The 15,980-nt window shown below is 30.8% G+C and carries 13 protein-coding genes; 6 read left to right on the top strand and 7 right to left on the bottom strand.

Features of this window, described 5'->3' with window-relative positions; all coding sequences use genetic code 11:
- Positions 1-346 precede the first annotated feature (346 nt).
- The 7 genes from bhDAH_RS06475 to bhDAH_RS06445 form a co-directional block, all read right to left on the bottom strand.
- Positions 347-1,777, bottom strand: coding sequence for a BTA121 domain-containing protein surface lipoprotein (locus bhDAH_RS06475; RefSeq protein WP_155719668.1), 1,431 nt, complete (start codon positions 1,775-1,777; stop codon positions 347-349).
- A gap of 390 nt (positions 1,778-2,167) precedes the next feature.
- Positions 2,168-3,130 (bottom strand): BTA121 domain-containing protein surface lipoprotein, encoded by a 963-nt coding sequence (locus bhDAH_RS06470; protein WP_155719667.1) that lies wholly within the window; start codon positions 3,128-3,130, stop codon positions 2,168-2,170.
- Positions 3,131-3,520: 390 nt separating this feature from the next.
- The gene (locus tag bhDAH_RS06465; RefSeq protein ID WP_062705943.1) at positions 3,521-4,504 is read right to left on the bottom strand and encodes a BTA121 domain-containing protein surface lipoprotein; all 984 of its coding nucleotides are present in this window, start codon (positions 4,502-4,504) and stop codon (positions 3,521-3,523) included.
- A 282-nt stretch (positions 4,505-4,786) separates the two neighbouring features.
- Positions 4,787-5,803 carry a BTA121 domain-containing protein surface lipoprotein gene (locus tag bhDAH_RS06460; RefSeq protein WP_020732481.1) on the bottom strand — a complete coding sequence of 339 codons (1,017 nt, stop codon included), beginning with the start codon at positions 5,801-5,803 and terminating at the stop codon, positions 4,787-4,789.
- Between the two features lie 240 nt (positions 5,804-6,043).
- Positions 6,044-7,483, bottom strand: a complete 1,440-nt coding sequence (locus tag bhDAH_RS06455) for a BTA121 domain-containing protein surface lipoprotein (RefSeq protein ID WP_149029008.1) — start codon at positions 7,481-7,483, stop codon at positions 6,044-6,046.
- Positions 7,450-7,659, bottom strand: coding sequence for a hypothetical protein (locus bhDAH_RS06450; protein WP_062705936.1), 210 nt, complete (start codon positions 7,657-7,659; stop codon positions 7,450-7,452). The genes bhDAH_RS06455 and bhDAH_RS06450 overlap by 34 nt, the downstream gene beginning before the upstream one ends.
- 273 nt (positions 7,660-7,932) lie before the next feature.
- On the bottom strand, positions 7,933-10,611 hold the full coding sequence (locus bhDAH_RS06445) for a BTA121 domain-containing protein surface lipoprotein (RefSeq protein WP_062705933.1): 2,679 nt from the start codon (positions 10,609-10,611) through the stop codon (positions 7,933-7,935).
- Between the two features lie 672 nt (positions 10,612-11,283).
- On the opposite strand from bhDAH_RS06445, the gene bhDAH_RS07510 reads away from it, so the two are divergent.
- The 6 genes from bhDAH_RS07510 to bhDAH_RS06420 all read left to right on the top strand — a co-directional run bounded on the left by bhDAH_RS07510 (position 11,284) and on the right by bhDAH_RS06420 (position 15,973).
- Complete coding sequence (locus bhDAH_RS07510) at positions 11,284-11,406, top strand: hypothetical protein (RefSeq protein ID WP_257722530.1); 123 nt, start codon at positions 11,284-11,286, stop codon at positions 11,404-11,406.
- 1,370 nt (positions 11,407-12,776) lie between these two features.
- Positions 12,777-13,106, top strand: a complete 330-nt coding sequence (locus tag bhDAH_RS06440; protein ID WP_020732477.1) for a contractile injection system sheath initiator — start codon at positions 12,777-12,779, stop codon at positions 13,104-13,106.
- Positions 13,103-13,963 (top strand): DUF276 domain-containing protein, encoded by an 861-nt coding sequence (locus bhDAH_RS06435; protein WP_020732476.1) that lies wholly within the window; start codon positions 13,103-13,105, stop codon positions 13,961-13,963. The genes bhDAH_RS06440 and bhDAH_RS06435 overlap by 4 nt, the downstream gene beginning before the upstream one ends.
- Complete coding sequence (locus bhDAH_RS06430; RefSeq protein ID WP_020732475.1) at positions 13,950-14,549, top strand: DUF735 family protein; 600 nt, start codon at positions 13,950-13,952, stop codon at positions 14,547-14,549. The genes bhDAH_RS06435 and bhDAH_RS06430 overlap by 14 nt, the downstream gene beginning before the upstream one ends.
- A 29-nt stretch (positions 14,550-14,578) precedes the next feature.
- A complete protein-coding gene (locus bhDAH_RS06425) occupies positions 14,579-15,688 on the top strand; it encodes a DUF685 domain-containing protein (protein ID WP_020732474.1) in 1,110 nt (369 codons plus the stop codon).
- 117 nt (positions 15,689-15,805) lie between these two features.
- Entirely contained in the window at positions 15,806-15,973 is a 168-nt protein-coding gene (locus bhDAH_RS06420; protein ID WP_076982460.1) for a BlyA family holin, read from the top strand.
- Positions 15,974-15,980 lie beyond the last annotated feature (7 nt).

Raw genomic sequence — 15,980 nt, 5'->3', positions numbered from 1 at the left:
TTGCAGCTTATTACTAGCAGTATTAACATCAGTAACAAATTATAATATCTGCTCTCCTTCATTAAATATCTCCTTATAAATTAGAATTAATTCATATTAAAATTAATCTATAATCCAATCTATTATCATAGAAAATCTATTACTAATTAATAATATCATAATACCGCAATATACTGCCCTATAATAAACATTGCTATTTACATAACCTATCAATATTTTTGGTATGTTATGCATAAATCAAAAGCCTTAGATTAATTATTACCTAAGGCTTAACCAATATTCTTAATTACTTCTCTTAATTACTACTTTTAATTGCTTCTCTTAACACTACTTTTCAAAAGTAGTCCTAAGGATTACTCTTAGCATCAGCTTCATTTTTAATGTTTAAAAAATGATCCGTATAAATACTCTTGCTAATTCCGCTATTATACACAGCATCAGGAGTAGATTCATTAAAGATCTTTTTTATTTCCAATAAATACCTAGAATTGAAATTGGTCCACTTTTCTGATAAGTCCTTTTTTTCTCTCGCGTCTTTAACACCCTCAATAGCTCTTAAGGCCTTGTACATCATTTGAAAAATCTCTGAGTGGGCATCCATCATTTCTCTAACCTTATCCTTACCCAAATTGCCTAACAATGTATAAAACTCAGTATTAGTATAAGTCTTGTAACCTTCAGCACTGCCAATATAAGGATTAATTACTACTTTTAGCATATCCTCAATTGCTTCATGATAACTAAACAGCGCTTCGTATACCACTACGCCCTTTAGAGCGCCTTCAGCATCAGCTTTAAGCTTAATAAAATCAAATTCATTGCCATACACAAACCAAGAATACCTATAATCAAAATTAAGCTGCTTACTACAGAATAAGTCTTTTATATTCCGTTGATACTTATGCTCGATATCATCAAAATCATCATCAAGTTCTATTTTTGCTATAGCTGTATCGAACGGTAGTCTTTCTTGAAGTGTATCTATATTAATACGCTCAATAACATTTAAAGCTGCGGGTATTTCTTCTTTAAGCCGCTTTGAATGAACTTGCATCATTTCCCTCAATTTAACATCTTGCAACCTATCTCTTAACAAGAGAAAAGCGAGATCAAATTCAGTATGATTATACGTTATGCTGGTCATTGGGTCTCCTATATTTGGATTGGTTGCCACATCTCGTATATAATCAATTCCTTCTTGCTCATCAGCGGAAAAACTTGCATATAGCCTTTCAAACTCCATAACGCCTTCAGCACTAGCTTTAATATTAGGAAACTGCCCCAAATAATTACTATTTATAGCTCTATCATGCACAGAATCAAGAGCAGTTTCATTAAATACCCGTCTCAGTTCACTTAAGCAGAAGTCCTCCTCTGCTTTTAACCAATCTTGGAATTCTTGCAATTCTCGTTTTAATGTTGCTCCATTAAGATTATCAATAGCTAGCTGGGCTTCCTTTCGTTCTTTAAAGGGACCTAAATAAGCTGCTATAATTTCTTTAAGCCTAGCATCACCCAAGTTAACTAACAAGTTGTAAAACTCAAGATCAGTGTAAGTCTTGTCACCTGCAATTCCTACATCCGAATCAGTTACTGCACTGCGTATATACTTAACTAATTCCACCTCTTCACCCTGTAGCTTGAATGTGCTTAAAAGCTTATCAAATTTAACATCTATGCTCTCTTGCTTATCATCCCTTTTGGCCCTTGACAAATCTTTATCTACAGTTGCCACGCTAACAGAAGCACCTCTAGCTGCACCTTCTTTCGACTTCAAATTGCAGCTTATTACTAGCAGTATTAACATCAGTAACAAATTATAATATCTGCTCTCCTTCATTAAATATCTCCTTATAAATTAGAATTAATTCATATTAAAATTAATCTATAATCCAATCTATTATCATATCTATTATGATATCAAACCTATTATTGCTATTATGGTAATAATACAATCATACTACCATATTATCACTAATTATTGCTGCTAATTGCCACTATCTTAATTAAACATCTTTAATTAAAGATATTACTCTACTTCTCATTATTAAAATCCTTAAATCAAAAGCCTTAGATATTGAATCTAAGGCTTAACTAATATTCTTAATTACTTCTCTTAATTACTACTTTTAATTGCTTCTCTTAACACTACTCTTCAAAAGTAGTCCTAAGGCTTGTTCTTAGCATCAGCTTCATTTTTAATGTTTAAAAAATGATCCATATAAATACTCTTTCTAATTCCGCTATTATACACAGCATCAGGAGTAGATTCATTAAAGATCTTTTTTATTTCCAATAAATACCTAGAATTGAAATTGGTCAACTTTTCTGATAAGTTCTTTTTTTCTCTCGCGTTTGTAACACCCTTAATAGCTATTAAAGCCTCGTCTAGAATTTGCGAAGTCTCTGAGCGAGCCTCCATAATTTCCTTAACCTTATCCTTACCCAAATTACCTAACAATGTATAAAACTCAGTATTAGTATAAGTCTTGTAACCTTCAGCACGGCCAATATCAGGATTAATTACTACTTTTCGCATATCCTCAATTACTTCATAATAATCAATTAGCGCTTCATATACCGCTTTACCCTTTAGAGCGCCTTCAGCATCAGCTTTAAGCTTAAGAAACTGCCCCGAATAATTACTATTTATAGCTTTATCATGCACAGAATCAAGGGCAGTTCCATTAAATACCCGTCTCAGTTCACTTAAGTAGGAGTCCTCCTCTGCTTTTAACCAATCTTGCAATTCTTGCAATTCTCGTTTTAATGTTGTTCCATTAAGATTATCAATAGCTAGCTGGGCTTCCTTTCGTTCTTTAAAGGGACCTAAATAAGCTGCTATAATTCCTTTAAGCCTAGCATCACCCAAGTTAACTAACAAGTTGTAAAACTCAAGATCAGTATAAGTCTTGTCACCTGCAATTCCTACATCCGAATCAGTTACTGCACTGCGTATATACTTAACTAATTCCACCTCTTCACCCTGTAGCTTGAATGTGCTTAAAAGATTATCAAATTTAACATCTATGCTCTCTTGCTTATCATCCCTTTTAGCCCTTGACAAATCTTTATCTACAGTTACCCCGCTAACAGAAGCACCTCCAGCTGCACTTTCTTTCGACTTCAAATTGCAGCTTATTACTAGCAGTATTAACATCAGTAACAAATTATAATATCTGCTCTCCTTCATTAAATATCTCCTTATAAATTAGAATTAATTCATATTAAAATTAATCTATAATCCAATCTATTATCATATCTATTATGATATCAAACCTATTATTGCTATTATGGTAATAATACAATCATACTACCATATTATCACTAATTATTGCTGCTAATTGCCACTATCTTAATTAAACATCTTTAATTAAAGATATTACTCTACTTCTCATTATTAAAATCCTTAAATCAAAAGCCTTAGATATTGAATCTAAGGCTTAACTAATATTCTTAATTACTTCTCTTAATTACTACTTTTAATTGCTTCTCTTAACACTACTTTTCAAAAGTAGTCCTAAGGCTTGTTCTTAGCATCAGCTTCATTTTTAATGGCCATAAAACTAGCAACATAATCAAGACCATTCATAGCTTGATTATAAATTATATCCGGGGTACGACCACTAAATACCAATTTTAAACGCGATGGATAGCCGTCCTCTAATACATTTAACTGGCTTAGCAAGTCTTGTCTTGCTTGCTTGTCCTTAACACGATTAATAGCTCGTAAAGTTTCATTTTTTGTTCTAACATTATTGAAACGCAATCTTATAAGTTCTCTAACCCTAGCAATACCTAACTTGCTTAATAGTCCATAAAACTCAAGCTTATTCATATAAGTCTTATATCCATGACCCCTACCAATCTTAGGATTAGTTACTATGTTTACCATATGATTAACTACCAATTTCTCGTTTTCAAACAGCTCTATGTACAGATCTCCAACCTCTATAACGCCTTTAGCATCATCTATAATCCCAATAAAATAACCCTCAAATTCACGATTATAACCCATCAGATTGTCATAAATATTCTGAACATGATAGTCGCTAAATGCATTCTTTAGGGCCAAATTATATGCTCTCACCCTCAACCTAAACCTATCTTCAAGTTCTCTCTTCCCTTTCCCTTCCCTAACAATTGCAAGGGTTTCTTTAGCCTCTTTTTGTGTTTGCAAGGTCCTGAAATGAACTCCTATTATCATCTTAGTCTTAAAACTACCTAAACCATACACAAGGCTATAAAACTCATTACTATTATACGTTCTATAATCCTGATCGAAATCAACACTAGGATCCATTGCTACGTTTCGCATATACATGACGACTTCCCTTTCTTCATTCTGTAGCCTGAATGTGTTTAAAAGCTGATTAAGCTTAATATCAGCCGCACTTAATTTAGGATCGTCCTTTTTCCCGAATCCTAAATCACAACCTATTGTTAGCAATAATAACAATATTAATGCTAATAACAAATTATTACTATATCTTGTCTTCATCATAAATATCTCCTTCTAAGTTAAAATTAATCCATTATCATACCTAACCTACCATTATAAAATTGATCATTATCTTAACAATTATATTATAATACAAAATCCATAATTATTAGATAATAATATTATCATATAATAATATGATAATTATTTGTTGGCTTTAATTTGCAATATTTAAGTTAAATACATTAATTACTTCTAATTATTAAAGCCTTAGATTTAAATTTAGATTTAAATATCTAAGGCTTTTACTTTACTTAAAACTTACTGCTCTTGAAGAGATTGCTCTTAAGGATTACCCTGATCAGCTGCTATAATAGCCAAAGCTTCATTTTTAATCTTAGTAAACTCAACAGCAGGATTGATATTGCTATTGGCATTGCTATCTATAGCTTTATTATATATCTGATCAAAAGAAGATGGACTAAATATCCGTTTTAATTCCAAGGCATAGTCATTCTTTCGCACACCCAACTTACCTTGCAATTGAAGTCTTAATCCCTCTTTCTTAATATCTTTAATAACCGCTTTAGCTTCATATAACGCTTTAACATGTACAATATGAAATCCTATAACTTCCTTCAATCTAGCATCATTCAGGTTGTTCTTAAATAAACTATAAAAACTATCATTAGAATACGTTGAATAACCGTACCCACGAGCAATATTAGAATTAGTTAATACGCTTCGCATATACCAAACTACTCTACTCTCATCATCAGACAGACTTGCGCATAGTTCTTCAAGCTCACTAATTTGTCTAATAGAGGCTTTAACAGTAGCAAACTTATTCAAATTCCTCATATTTCTAACTTTATTATATACCTCACCAGGAGTAGATTCATTAAATACCTGTTTTAGCTCTCTTAAATAAAAGCTCTCCTCCACTTCTAACCCATATTTTAATTGCTGTTTTAATGCATCTTCCTTAACACCTTCAATATCTGTTTCAACTGCTCTTTTTGCTTTATATATGCCTAAATAAACTTTTATAATTTCCCTAAGCCTAACATCGCCCAAGCCAACTAACAAATCATAAAACTCGGAATCAGAATACGTCCTATCACCTGAGAGTCCTGCATTAGAATCAGTTACTGCTCTTTGTATATACTTAAATGCTTCCCTTTCTTCACTCTGCAATCTGAATGTACCCAAAAGCTTATCAATTTTAGCTTTTATACCCTCAGCTGCTGTCTTTACTCTAATCGGATTTCCTCCAGATGCAATACCATCTTGAGCATCTGATTTACAACTTATTATCAATATTATTATCAATAATGTACAATATCTCCCTACCTTTATCATTAAACACCTCCTTTTAAGTTTAAATAAATCTATTATTATACAGAATTCATTAATCCAAACCCATTAGTATGAACCTACTATATGCATAATAATTATTTATTGATTTTAATTTACGATGCTTAAATAAATATATTGGTATTACTTCTTTATTTAAAAGTATTAAATTTAAACACCCAAAGCTTAATTTGACTGTTCTTAAAACTTACTGCCCTTGAAGAGATCCCTCTTAAGGCTTGTCTGCTATATGCCTAGAGCATTATTCTTAATGGCTATAAAACGATTTGAACTATCATTCTTTGTAGCTGCTTTATACACTTGATCAGGAGCAGAACTATTGAAGAACTCCTTAAGCTGAATTAAATAGAGCTGTTTTTCCGATAAAAATTTATGTTTAAGCTCTTCTTTTAATTGCTCTTTCTTAACGCCCTCAACAGCTCTTAAAGCTTTTTCTTGCATTTCAAAAACCGCTTGCATATTTTCTATAATTTTCCTAAGCCTAGAAGGACCCAACTTACCTAACATTTCATAAAATCCAACATCAGAATACGTCTTGTAACCTTTATCATCACCAATACCCGGATCAGTTAATGCATTTTGTAAATACTCAACTGCTTTTTGATCATCATCAGAAAGACCTGCATATAGATTTTCATAATCCATAAATCGTGTAACTCGCTTTTGAATCATCAAAACCTTACCCATATGCCAATTACCATGTATAACATCATCATGTATATATTCAACAGGATATTGATTGAATGCTCTCTTTATGCTCAATTTAAAGAGATCCTCGTAATTATTACAAGCAAGTTCCAATTCGTCTCTTGCGGGTTTTAAATTAATACCCTTAATAACCCCTCTAACATCTGCTAGTGCTCTAAAGCGCACCTTAAGCTTTTCTATCATTTCTTTAACCCTAGAAGGTCCCAACGTACCTAATATGGAATAAAATCTAACATTAGAATGCGTCTTATACCCTTCAGTACTACCAATATCAGAATTAGTTACTACACTTCGTACAAGCTCAATTACTCTTAGTTCTTCATCAGGCAGCTCTTTATTTTGAGCTTCAATTTCTATAAGTTTCAAAGATTTAAGTCCAAGATAATTAAAATTATCCGCCCATTCTTTCATACTGTCATTCTTAAAGCTTATCATTGAACTAATCTTATTAGGCTCATAACTTTGAAATGCATCTTTTAGATAAAATTTATATTGCTCATTGAAATCATCAAACTCACCTTTAAAGCTTTGTTTTACTTCTTCTCTAGCAATCTTATCAATAGCAGCCCCAACTTCTTTTTGTAATTTCAAAGACTTTAAATGAAATTCTATAATTTCCTTAAGTCTAAGCTCGCCTAAATCAACTAATATGGAGTAAAACTCATCATTAGTATAAGTCTTAAAACCAGACTTCTTGCCAATAGAAGGATTAGTTAATACACTTTGTATATACTTAATTCCTTCTTTTATCTCATCACTTTGTAGCTTGAATGTGCCTAAAAGCTTAGCAAGTTTAACTTCTATGTTCTCCTCTGCATCAACATCAACCTCAGAAGTACTTCTAGCATTACGCTTTTTAGCCTTTGTCAAATCTTCACCCACATGTGCTCCAATCGCAGGTTTTTTAAACTGGCCCTTTCCAATCAAACTTCCCCCAGATGAGCTTCTTCCGGGCAAGCTTCTTCCATATGAACTACTGCTAAATGAGCTTCTTCCATATGGACTACTACTAAATGAGTCACGCCCATATGAACTACTGCTAAATGAGCTTCTTCCATATGAACTACTGCTAAATGAGTCAAGTCCATATAAACTACTGCTAAAGGAGCTTCTTCCGGATGAGCTTCTTCCAAGTAAGCTCCCTCCAGATAAACCATCTTTAAGTAAGCTATCTTCTTTAGATTTCAAATTACAACTTATTACTAGCAATAATAATAGTAATAACAAATTATGATGTCTCATCTTTACCACTAAATATCTCCTTTTTAAAATCAACCTATTATCTATTTGATCTATTAATTACATAATACCATATTATTACACAATGCTTATAAAAGCCTTAGACTTAAACCCAAAGCTTAAACTTATTATTCTTCAGACTTACTGCTCTTAAGAGGATTGCTCTATTAATTACTCTGCTGATTACTCTGTTGATTTTCTATCCTGCGCTGACATTCCTTCGAAAATAACATCACACGATCTAAGAAATCATCCCCTGTAATTGCTTGATAAATCTCATCAACAGTAGACTTATTGAAACACTCTTTAACCTTCAAGAGATAATGAATATTCCTTTCCAAGAGAACCTTACGATGCAATTCTACTTTTAATTGCCCTTCCTTAGCAGTTGCAATCAATCTTAAGATTACGTTTAACATGTCCAAAAATTCGCTAATCTTTTCTATCATTTCTCTAACCTTAGCAGGGCCCAACTTACCTAATATTTCACGAAACTCAAGATCAGTATAAGTCTTGTAACCTTCACTCTTACCAATATCAGAATTAGTTGCTGCTTTTTGTAGATACTTAATTATAAATCCCTCTTTACCAATAAGCTTTGCATATGTATTCTCATAATCTATAAAGTATAAAATTTGCTTTTTAAGCCTAATAAACTCAGCATCATACCAACGACTATCCACAACCTCATCATACACCTCTGTAGCAGTAGAATTATCGAATACCTTCTTTATATCCAATTCAAAAAGCTCCCTGTAATTATCACAAGCTTTTCTCAATTTGTATCCTACTAAGCCTAAATCAATACTCTCAATAACTTCCTTAAGGGCCTCTAAGTCTGCTGCAGAACCCATCTTAAACCTTTCTATCATCTCTTTAACCCTAAAAGGACCCAACTCACCTAATACTTCACGAAACTCAAGCTCAGTATAAGTCCTGTAACCTTCAGCCCTGCCAATATCAGAATTAGTTACTATCCTTTTTATATCATTAATAACCTCATTCTCTCTCTCAGACAACTCTGAGCGTAGCAATTCAATAGCTACAAAATTCATAGCTTTAAGTTTAAGATCATTAAAACTATTAATACAGTTTTTCATATTCTCATTCTTAAGACTTATCATCAAATTAATCTTATCGGGATCAGACTCTTGAAATGCAGCTTTTAGGCACAATTTATATTGCTCATCGCAACCATAAAACTCAGCTTCCACATTTCGTCTTACTTCTTCTGTAGCAATCCTATCAATAGCGTCCTGAACTTCTTCTAGTAATTCCACAAACTTTAAATGAAATTCTATAATTTCCTTAAGTCTAAGCTCGCCTAAATCAATTAATATGGAGTAAAATTCAGCATCAGTATATGTCTTGTAACCTTTAGCATTGTCAATATCAGGATCAGTTACTGCTCTTCGTATATACCGAATTGCAAATCCATCTTCACCTGGAAGCTCTGAATATAGCTTGTAATAATCCATAAAATGTGTAGCGCGCTCTTTAATCTTAGCAAACTCAGCATCATACCAATTACTATCCATAACCTCATCATACACCTCTGTAGCAGTAGGATAATTAAATACTCTCTTTATATCTAATTCAAAAAGCTCCCTATAATTATGACAAGCACGTTTCAATTCGTCCCCTAATGAGTTTGAACCAACTCTATCAATAACTTCTATAACATCATCAATTCCTACTTCAGAACCTATCTTAAACCTTTCTATCATTTCTCTAACTCTAGAAGGACCCAACTCACTTAACATGGAGTAAAACTCCACATCAATATATGTCTTGTAACCTTCAGCACTACCAATATCAGAATTAGTTACTATCCTTTGTACATCATTAATAACTTCATTTTCTCTCTCAGACAACTCTGAGCGTAGAGATTCAATAGCTATAAAATTCATAGCTTTAAGTTTAAGATCATTAAAACTATCCATACAGTCTTGCATATTCTCATTCTTAAGACTTATCATCAAATTAATCTTATCGGGATCAGACTCTTGAAATGCGGCTTTTATACACAATTTATATTGCTCATTGCAATCATAAAACTCATCTTTCAAGTTTAGACTTACTTCTTCTGTAGCAATCCTATCAATAGAATCCTCAACTTCTTTTAGTGATTCCAAAAACTTTAAATGAAATTCTATAATTTCCTTAAGTCTAAGATCGCCTAAGTCAATTAATATGGAGTAAAATTCAAGCTTAGTATATGTCTTGTAACCTTCAGCACTACCAATATCAGAATTAGTTACTACCCTTTGTACACCATCAATTCCTTCTTTTATCTTTCCGCTCTGTGACCCAAATGTGCCTAAAATCTTATTAAGTTTAACTTCCGTGCTCTCCTCTGCAGCGGCTCCAGGAGTACTTCTAATGTCATTTTTTTGATCCTTTGTCAAACCCTCACCTACATGCTCATCACGCACAAGTTTCTCAAGCCTTTCCAAATCCTCATCTACATGTCCTCCAAACGCAAGTTTTTCAAGTTTTTCTAAACTCTCACCTACAGGTCCTTTAAACACAAGTTTCTCAAGCCTTTCCAAACCCTCACCTACAGGTCGTCCTTCAAGTACAGGGCTTTTAACCTTTGAGAAATCTGCACCTACAGGTCCTTCAAGTACAGGACTTTTAACCTTTGGCAAATCTGCACCTACAGGTCTTTTAAGCCCAGAATTTTGAAACAAACCCTTTCCAATCAAACTTCCTCCAGGTGAGCCACTTCCAATAAAACTCCCCCTAGACAGACTATCTTTAAGAATTTTATCTTCCCCAGGTTTCAAACTACAACTTACCACTAGCAATAGTAACAACAAATTGCAATGTTTTCTCCCCACCACTAAATATCTCCTATTAAGTTAAAATTAATCTATTATCATATCAATTGCTTAACATCATATTATCATACAATGATTATTTATTGGTTTTAAACTAAAAAATATCTTCTATTGCTTATCACAAAACATAAAACCTACATCAGATAATGAATATTACTTCTACAAAACAAAATTATGTACAAACTGGCAAGAATTTATAAATGACAACAGCTCTTACAGGTTCGAAGACGAAACCTTTAAGCTTACAAATAAAGAAGGAATAAAAAAACCTAAAAACATTATTGAAAATCTTTCAAGCTTAACAAAACTAAAAAAATTCATTACAGATTCACTCTTTCACAAAAAAGAAATTTAAATAAATTTCAACTTTTCTTCAAGTTAAAAGCAATCGAATATCTTAATAAATATTTGACTGCCAAAATTATAAAAAAATAAGCTTATCAACACAGCAAAAAAATAATAAATACATACTTAAATAACTACAAGAATTTCATTCTCATTGACTTTAATTTGACAAAAATAAGAGTTCTAAAGGCCCCACAGCCAATTTATCCAAAACTTAAAATAAAAAGCTTAAACTAAAAACCCCTAGACTTTCACAATATATTTTGATAGCATTAATTTATACTAAGTATCAAAATATATTTGATACAATTTCAAGATAAAGGATAAAAGATGAAAAAATACGTATTTCTATTATTACTATTAATGACAATGCTTTCATGCCAGTCTGTAGATGAAGATACTGAAACAGATAATAAGTATGGAGATGGGTATAAGAGCGAACACAAATGGTAAAAACTTGTGCAGGAAAGCAAAAATAAAGTTAAAATTACATAAAAATATAATTTATAAGCTTTAACAACTCATCAAGAAAAAGGGATTATATTAGTCCTCTTTTAAAGTGAATGTTGCTTTTAAAAGCTTTACATATCAATATGCGCCATCGGTTATTTACTGGTGGCTTATATTTACTTTACAAAATTAATACAAATATATTTCTTAGATTGCAACTCACCATTTGCAAATGCACCAATACCCTTCGCAAATTATTACACAAAAATATCAAGTAACTAACCTATATTTATCTATCATTTAATCAGGCAAAATGAATACTTAAAATAAACATATTATTCGCTTAAAGATTTTATGCCGCAAATACCCACGAATGTTAAAAAATTTAAACAATAAGCCCTTATACGTAAATAAAACCTTAGGTTCAACAGATGAAAACCTTTGGCATTATTTTATATGTTTAATCTTATCTCTAAGTAAGAATTGAAAACTCATAAAATTAACAACCTATAATACAAAATTTTTAAATTTTAACGTGCATAATGCTTGAAAATTTAAATTATTAAAAAACTATTGAATTTTTATACTTTTATTATTGCAGATCATTAATTAAAAATGTATAATACACATGTGTAATATAAATACATAATAGAAATACGACTGTAAGGTTGAAGTATCGTAAAGTGTATAAAACAATATTATCTTCATTTATTCTCTTAAGATTCCCATGTGGTGCTCTTGTAAAAAACGGGTACCACGGGGAATCTGAATTTAAAAACATAATAAAAGCTAAGGCTGGGCCTATAGCGAAAGAAAAAATAACTTCATATCTAAAAAATAACCTGCTCTAAATTAAAAAATTTAAAGCAGTAAAAATGGAATTCTATTTAAAAAAATCAACGAATCTCATTTTTATATTCTTCTCACCTTGGAGACTCTTTAATCTTAAAGAGTCTCTTTTTTACAAGAAAACAATTTCTATGTAACATAAACCAATTTAATTGTTCACAAATCGTCTTATTTCAAGCGTCATACTTTTAAGCAAATATCCCAGCAAATGCCCTAAATAAGTATTTAAATTAATTCACTTAAGAAAAATCAAACTAATTTAATAATAAAAACTATATTATAATAATATAAAAAGTATTGATTTTTAAATCGGCTTTAATTTAAAATGACATCAAAACAAGTAAGCATTTCTAAACTATAAGAAACTATAATATTAATTCGATACTAAACATTGAATTTGTTAACTTTAAATCTAATCCTTAAATCTAGATCAAATCTAAAAATTAGATTATTTTAAATATTTAACAAAAACAATATATTGTTTTTGTTAAATATGCTATAATTAATTTCTAAGGCAATTAAAAATGGATATTAAAATAGATAATGAATTTAATATAATTTTTGACAATGATTTAAAAATAGTAGATGGACTTGATGAACAAAAGCAAAGATTATTTTTATATTTAAAAACACCCGTTGGTAGTCTTCATAACAAAAACTATGGACTTAACTTTAAGTTTTTTCTAAAACTCTTAAAGATGCAAAAAACAGATGATATTAAAACTTTTTTTGCAAACAATTTAAAAACCCTCAATATTGACATATTAAATATCAAAACAAGACAAGAAAATAAAAAAATAATATTACAATTTTTTCTAGCAGGAGATACTCTAAGTATGGAATATCATTTATGAAAATACTATTTGACAAAGAAATTGGAATCCTTACAAAATCAATAGAAGAGATACAAAATGCAAAGAAAGAAATACTTAAAAAAGAATATAACCTTTCAATAAAAGACAACTCAATATTTGACATAATAAATTACCCAAGCTCTGCAATCGATATGGAAGTAATTAAAGTTTTAAATGAACTATTTACAACACTTAAAGAAGGGGGAACATACTTTCAAAATTTACAAGAATCTCTAAGCATACCAAAAAGCTCAACTTATGACGCAATAAAACAAGCACTCCTAGAAATTCCACATGTAGAGTATGCAAATATCATAAGTTCAGCAGGAACAATTGAAATTCACATAATATTTACGCCTGAATACAGTGAAACTGGGATCATTGATGAGGAAACACGGATAAATATTTGGCAAGCAATATACTATACTGCTCCGAGTGGCACATCATTTCAAGGACAAATAAAACTTGAATTTCTAAACAAAAACCGGCAAAAAAAGATATACAGGTTTAGCTTAGGGGTTAATAAATATGCATATTTAAAAGTGTTATACAAAACCGAAACAGAGGCAATACATAAAGAAATAGATGGACAAATACGAGAAATTTACAAAAAAATCATTAAAGATAAATATAAAGACATGGGAATCTCGTTCAGACATCAAGATTTTTTAAGTCCCGTAAGCTTAATTAGAGGAATTAAAAGCATACGAGTTGGTATTTTCATAAAAGAAAACCTAAAGACTAAAATAACACAAATTAAAGAATCTGAATTTATGTTCAATGCCGATGTTGAAATTAAAGAAAATGAACTGATCTCTCTTAATGAAAACTTAAGACTCATAATTGACAGAGAATAGGGCAATGCAAACAATACCAAAGTTCCTACAAAATACACAGATTGCAAAAATCATACAAAGCGAACTTATCTTTAAAAAACAGCTACTAGAGGAGCTTAATGAACTACTAGAAAATTTTGCTACAATCAATGTAGAAGAAAGTATCAATTCAAGATACATTGCATTGATGATGCTATCATTATTTAATGCATTTCATTTAAAAAAAGGACTTAAAAAAGATCTAATCAATTCTCTTAAAGCATTAATATTTGCACTAAAATCAATAGGAACAGACGAAAGTTTTCATTTGCTATTTAAGGCATTCTTACACGCAAGAGTTGAGGTAACGGTTAATCCAAACATACCTGGAGAGATTATTATTAAATTGCTTGATAATATTAGATCGCCAATTAAATTTAAAATAGCTGGAAAAATTAATGGAAAATTAAAAATTATTATAGTTAAACACAAAGGAAAACTTAAAAAACTTGCATCTAACTATATTCCAAAGGATTTTAAAAATTCAATTTATGGATTTATTAAATCCCTAATTCCTGCTGGAAGAACTATTAAAATTTTTGACACCTATGATAAAGAAATAAAATAAATTTATATTGTCTTAAATAAGGAGATTATATGGACCATACAGATGAAGACACAGAAGAAAGCATACAAATAAAAGATTTTAACAGAAAAATTAAAGTCAATGAGAACGATCTAATTCCCATTGACGATATTGTGGAGGAAACTTACGCAATTACATATAAAAACTTACTTGAGCAAATTAAAAAAGATACATTCTACGAGGGACTTGAATATTTTAAAAAGGTCATAAGAGAAATAATATCTAGAGAACTGCTTGAATATGAATCTCACATAGAAAAAATGTATTTAAAGATAATCTGTAAGCTAATAGGACTTAAAACAGAACCAAACAGCATTGATTTTAGTGCTCTATTTAACAAAATCAAGGAAACACTAATTCAAAATTTAAATCAGTCTGGACATAATGTGCAATTGAGCAAGATATCAGTCTACAATCCAAACAAACGGGATTTCGAATTGGTTGAATTTCAAACCCTTATCGACAATTTAAAAGAAGTTTTTGCAGAAAGCACTACACTAGAAGAACTCAAAGAATATGCAAGCATAACTTTTGCCAGAATAGATGATTTTCAAAGAGTAAACAATTCTTTAAGCCAAGTCTATGTAAAAAAGAATGAGTTGCACAAAGACTTAAACCTTGCAATGAGCTTTATTAGACCACAAACTGAACAAGATTTGAGCTTAGAATTTATTGCATTTCATCCAAAGGCAAACTCATTATATAGACTAACATCGCACAAGTACTTAAAAGGGATTCCCCATGGTTTTCAACATTGGGGAGCACAAGCATCAACTGATGTCTACTACTCTTATCATGAATTTAGCAACAAGATGTTAAGAATAGACATTAGAAGTGATAAAGTAGAATTAAGATTCCCAAGAAACCTTAAAGAAAAATGCATTTACCTTAACATATTTCTTAATATCACAAGTATGACAAATGCCAATGATACTATGACAAAAAAACTTAATGTCAGATTCTCAGAAAATAGCAATGCATCACAATATGCAAGCTTATTTTTCTACAGCGGGAGACAACACAATATAACAATGCCAATTCTTGCAGGATGGTATCAAGTAAAATACGCCATATACAACGATGATATAAATCAAGATGTTCCACATCTTCTTAAAATATAGTTTTTGTATATTTAATTTTTGCTAAATTTATGTTAATATATAAATATAAAAAATTAAGTAGTTTATCTCTCAAGTACAAAACAACACGCCTAATATACATTTAAAATGGAGGACAATATGAATACGTTATTTAACTTCCTATCAAATATTGCCGAGACGAAACTTATAATCATTGGGGGCATTGCATTACTTACATTAATCCCCATAGTACTACTCTTAAAGCCTGTAATAATTGATGTAATTCAAATAATTAAACATTTGCTTGACAAAAAAAACAAAAAATAAAATTCAA

Source organism: Borrelia hermsii DAH (genome assembly GCF_023035675.1).
GTDB classification, from domain to species: Bacteria; Spirochaetota; Spirochaetia; order Borreliales; family Borreliaceae; genus Borrelia; species Borrelia hermsii.
Note: the sequence above shows the minus strand (reverse complement) of the source record. Positions and strands in the feature narration are given on the sequence as shown.

Bases quoted from the DNA above. Each gene is read 5' to 3' on its own strand.
- bhDAH_RS06420 (WP_076982460.1), top strand. From the start codon at position 15,806: ATGAATACGTTATTTAACTTCCTATCAAATATTGCCGAGACGAAACTT.
- bhDAH_RS06440 (WP_020732477.1), top strand. From the start codon at position 12,777: ATGGATATTAAAATAGATAATGAATTTAATATAATTTTTGACAATGAT.
- bhDAH_RS06460 (WP_020732481.1), bottom strand. From the start codon at position 5,803: ATGATAAAGGTAGGGAGATATTGTACATTATTGATAATAATATTGATA.
- bhDAH_RS06465 (WP_062705943.1), bottom strand. From the start codon at position 4,504: ATGATGAAGACAAGATATAGTAATAATTTGTTATTAGCATTAATATTG.
- bhDAH_RS06435 (WP_020732476.1), top strand. From the start codon at position 13,103: ATGAAAATACTATTTGACAAAGAAATTGGAATCCTTACAAAATCAATA.
- bhDAH_RS06425 (WP_020732474.1), top strand. From the start codon at position 14,579: ATGGACCATACAGATGAAGACACAGAAGAAAGCATACAAATAAAAGAT.
- bhDAH_RS07510 (WP_257722530.1), top strand. From the start codon at position 11,284: ATGAAAAAATACGTATTTCTATTATTACTATTAATGACAATGCTTTCA.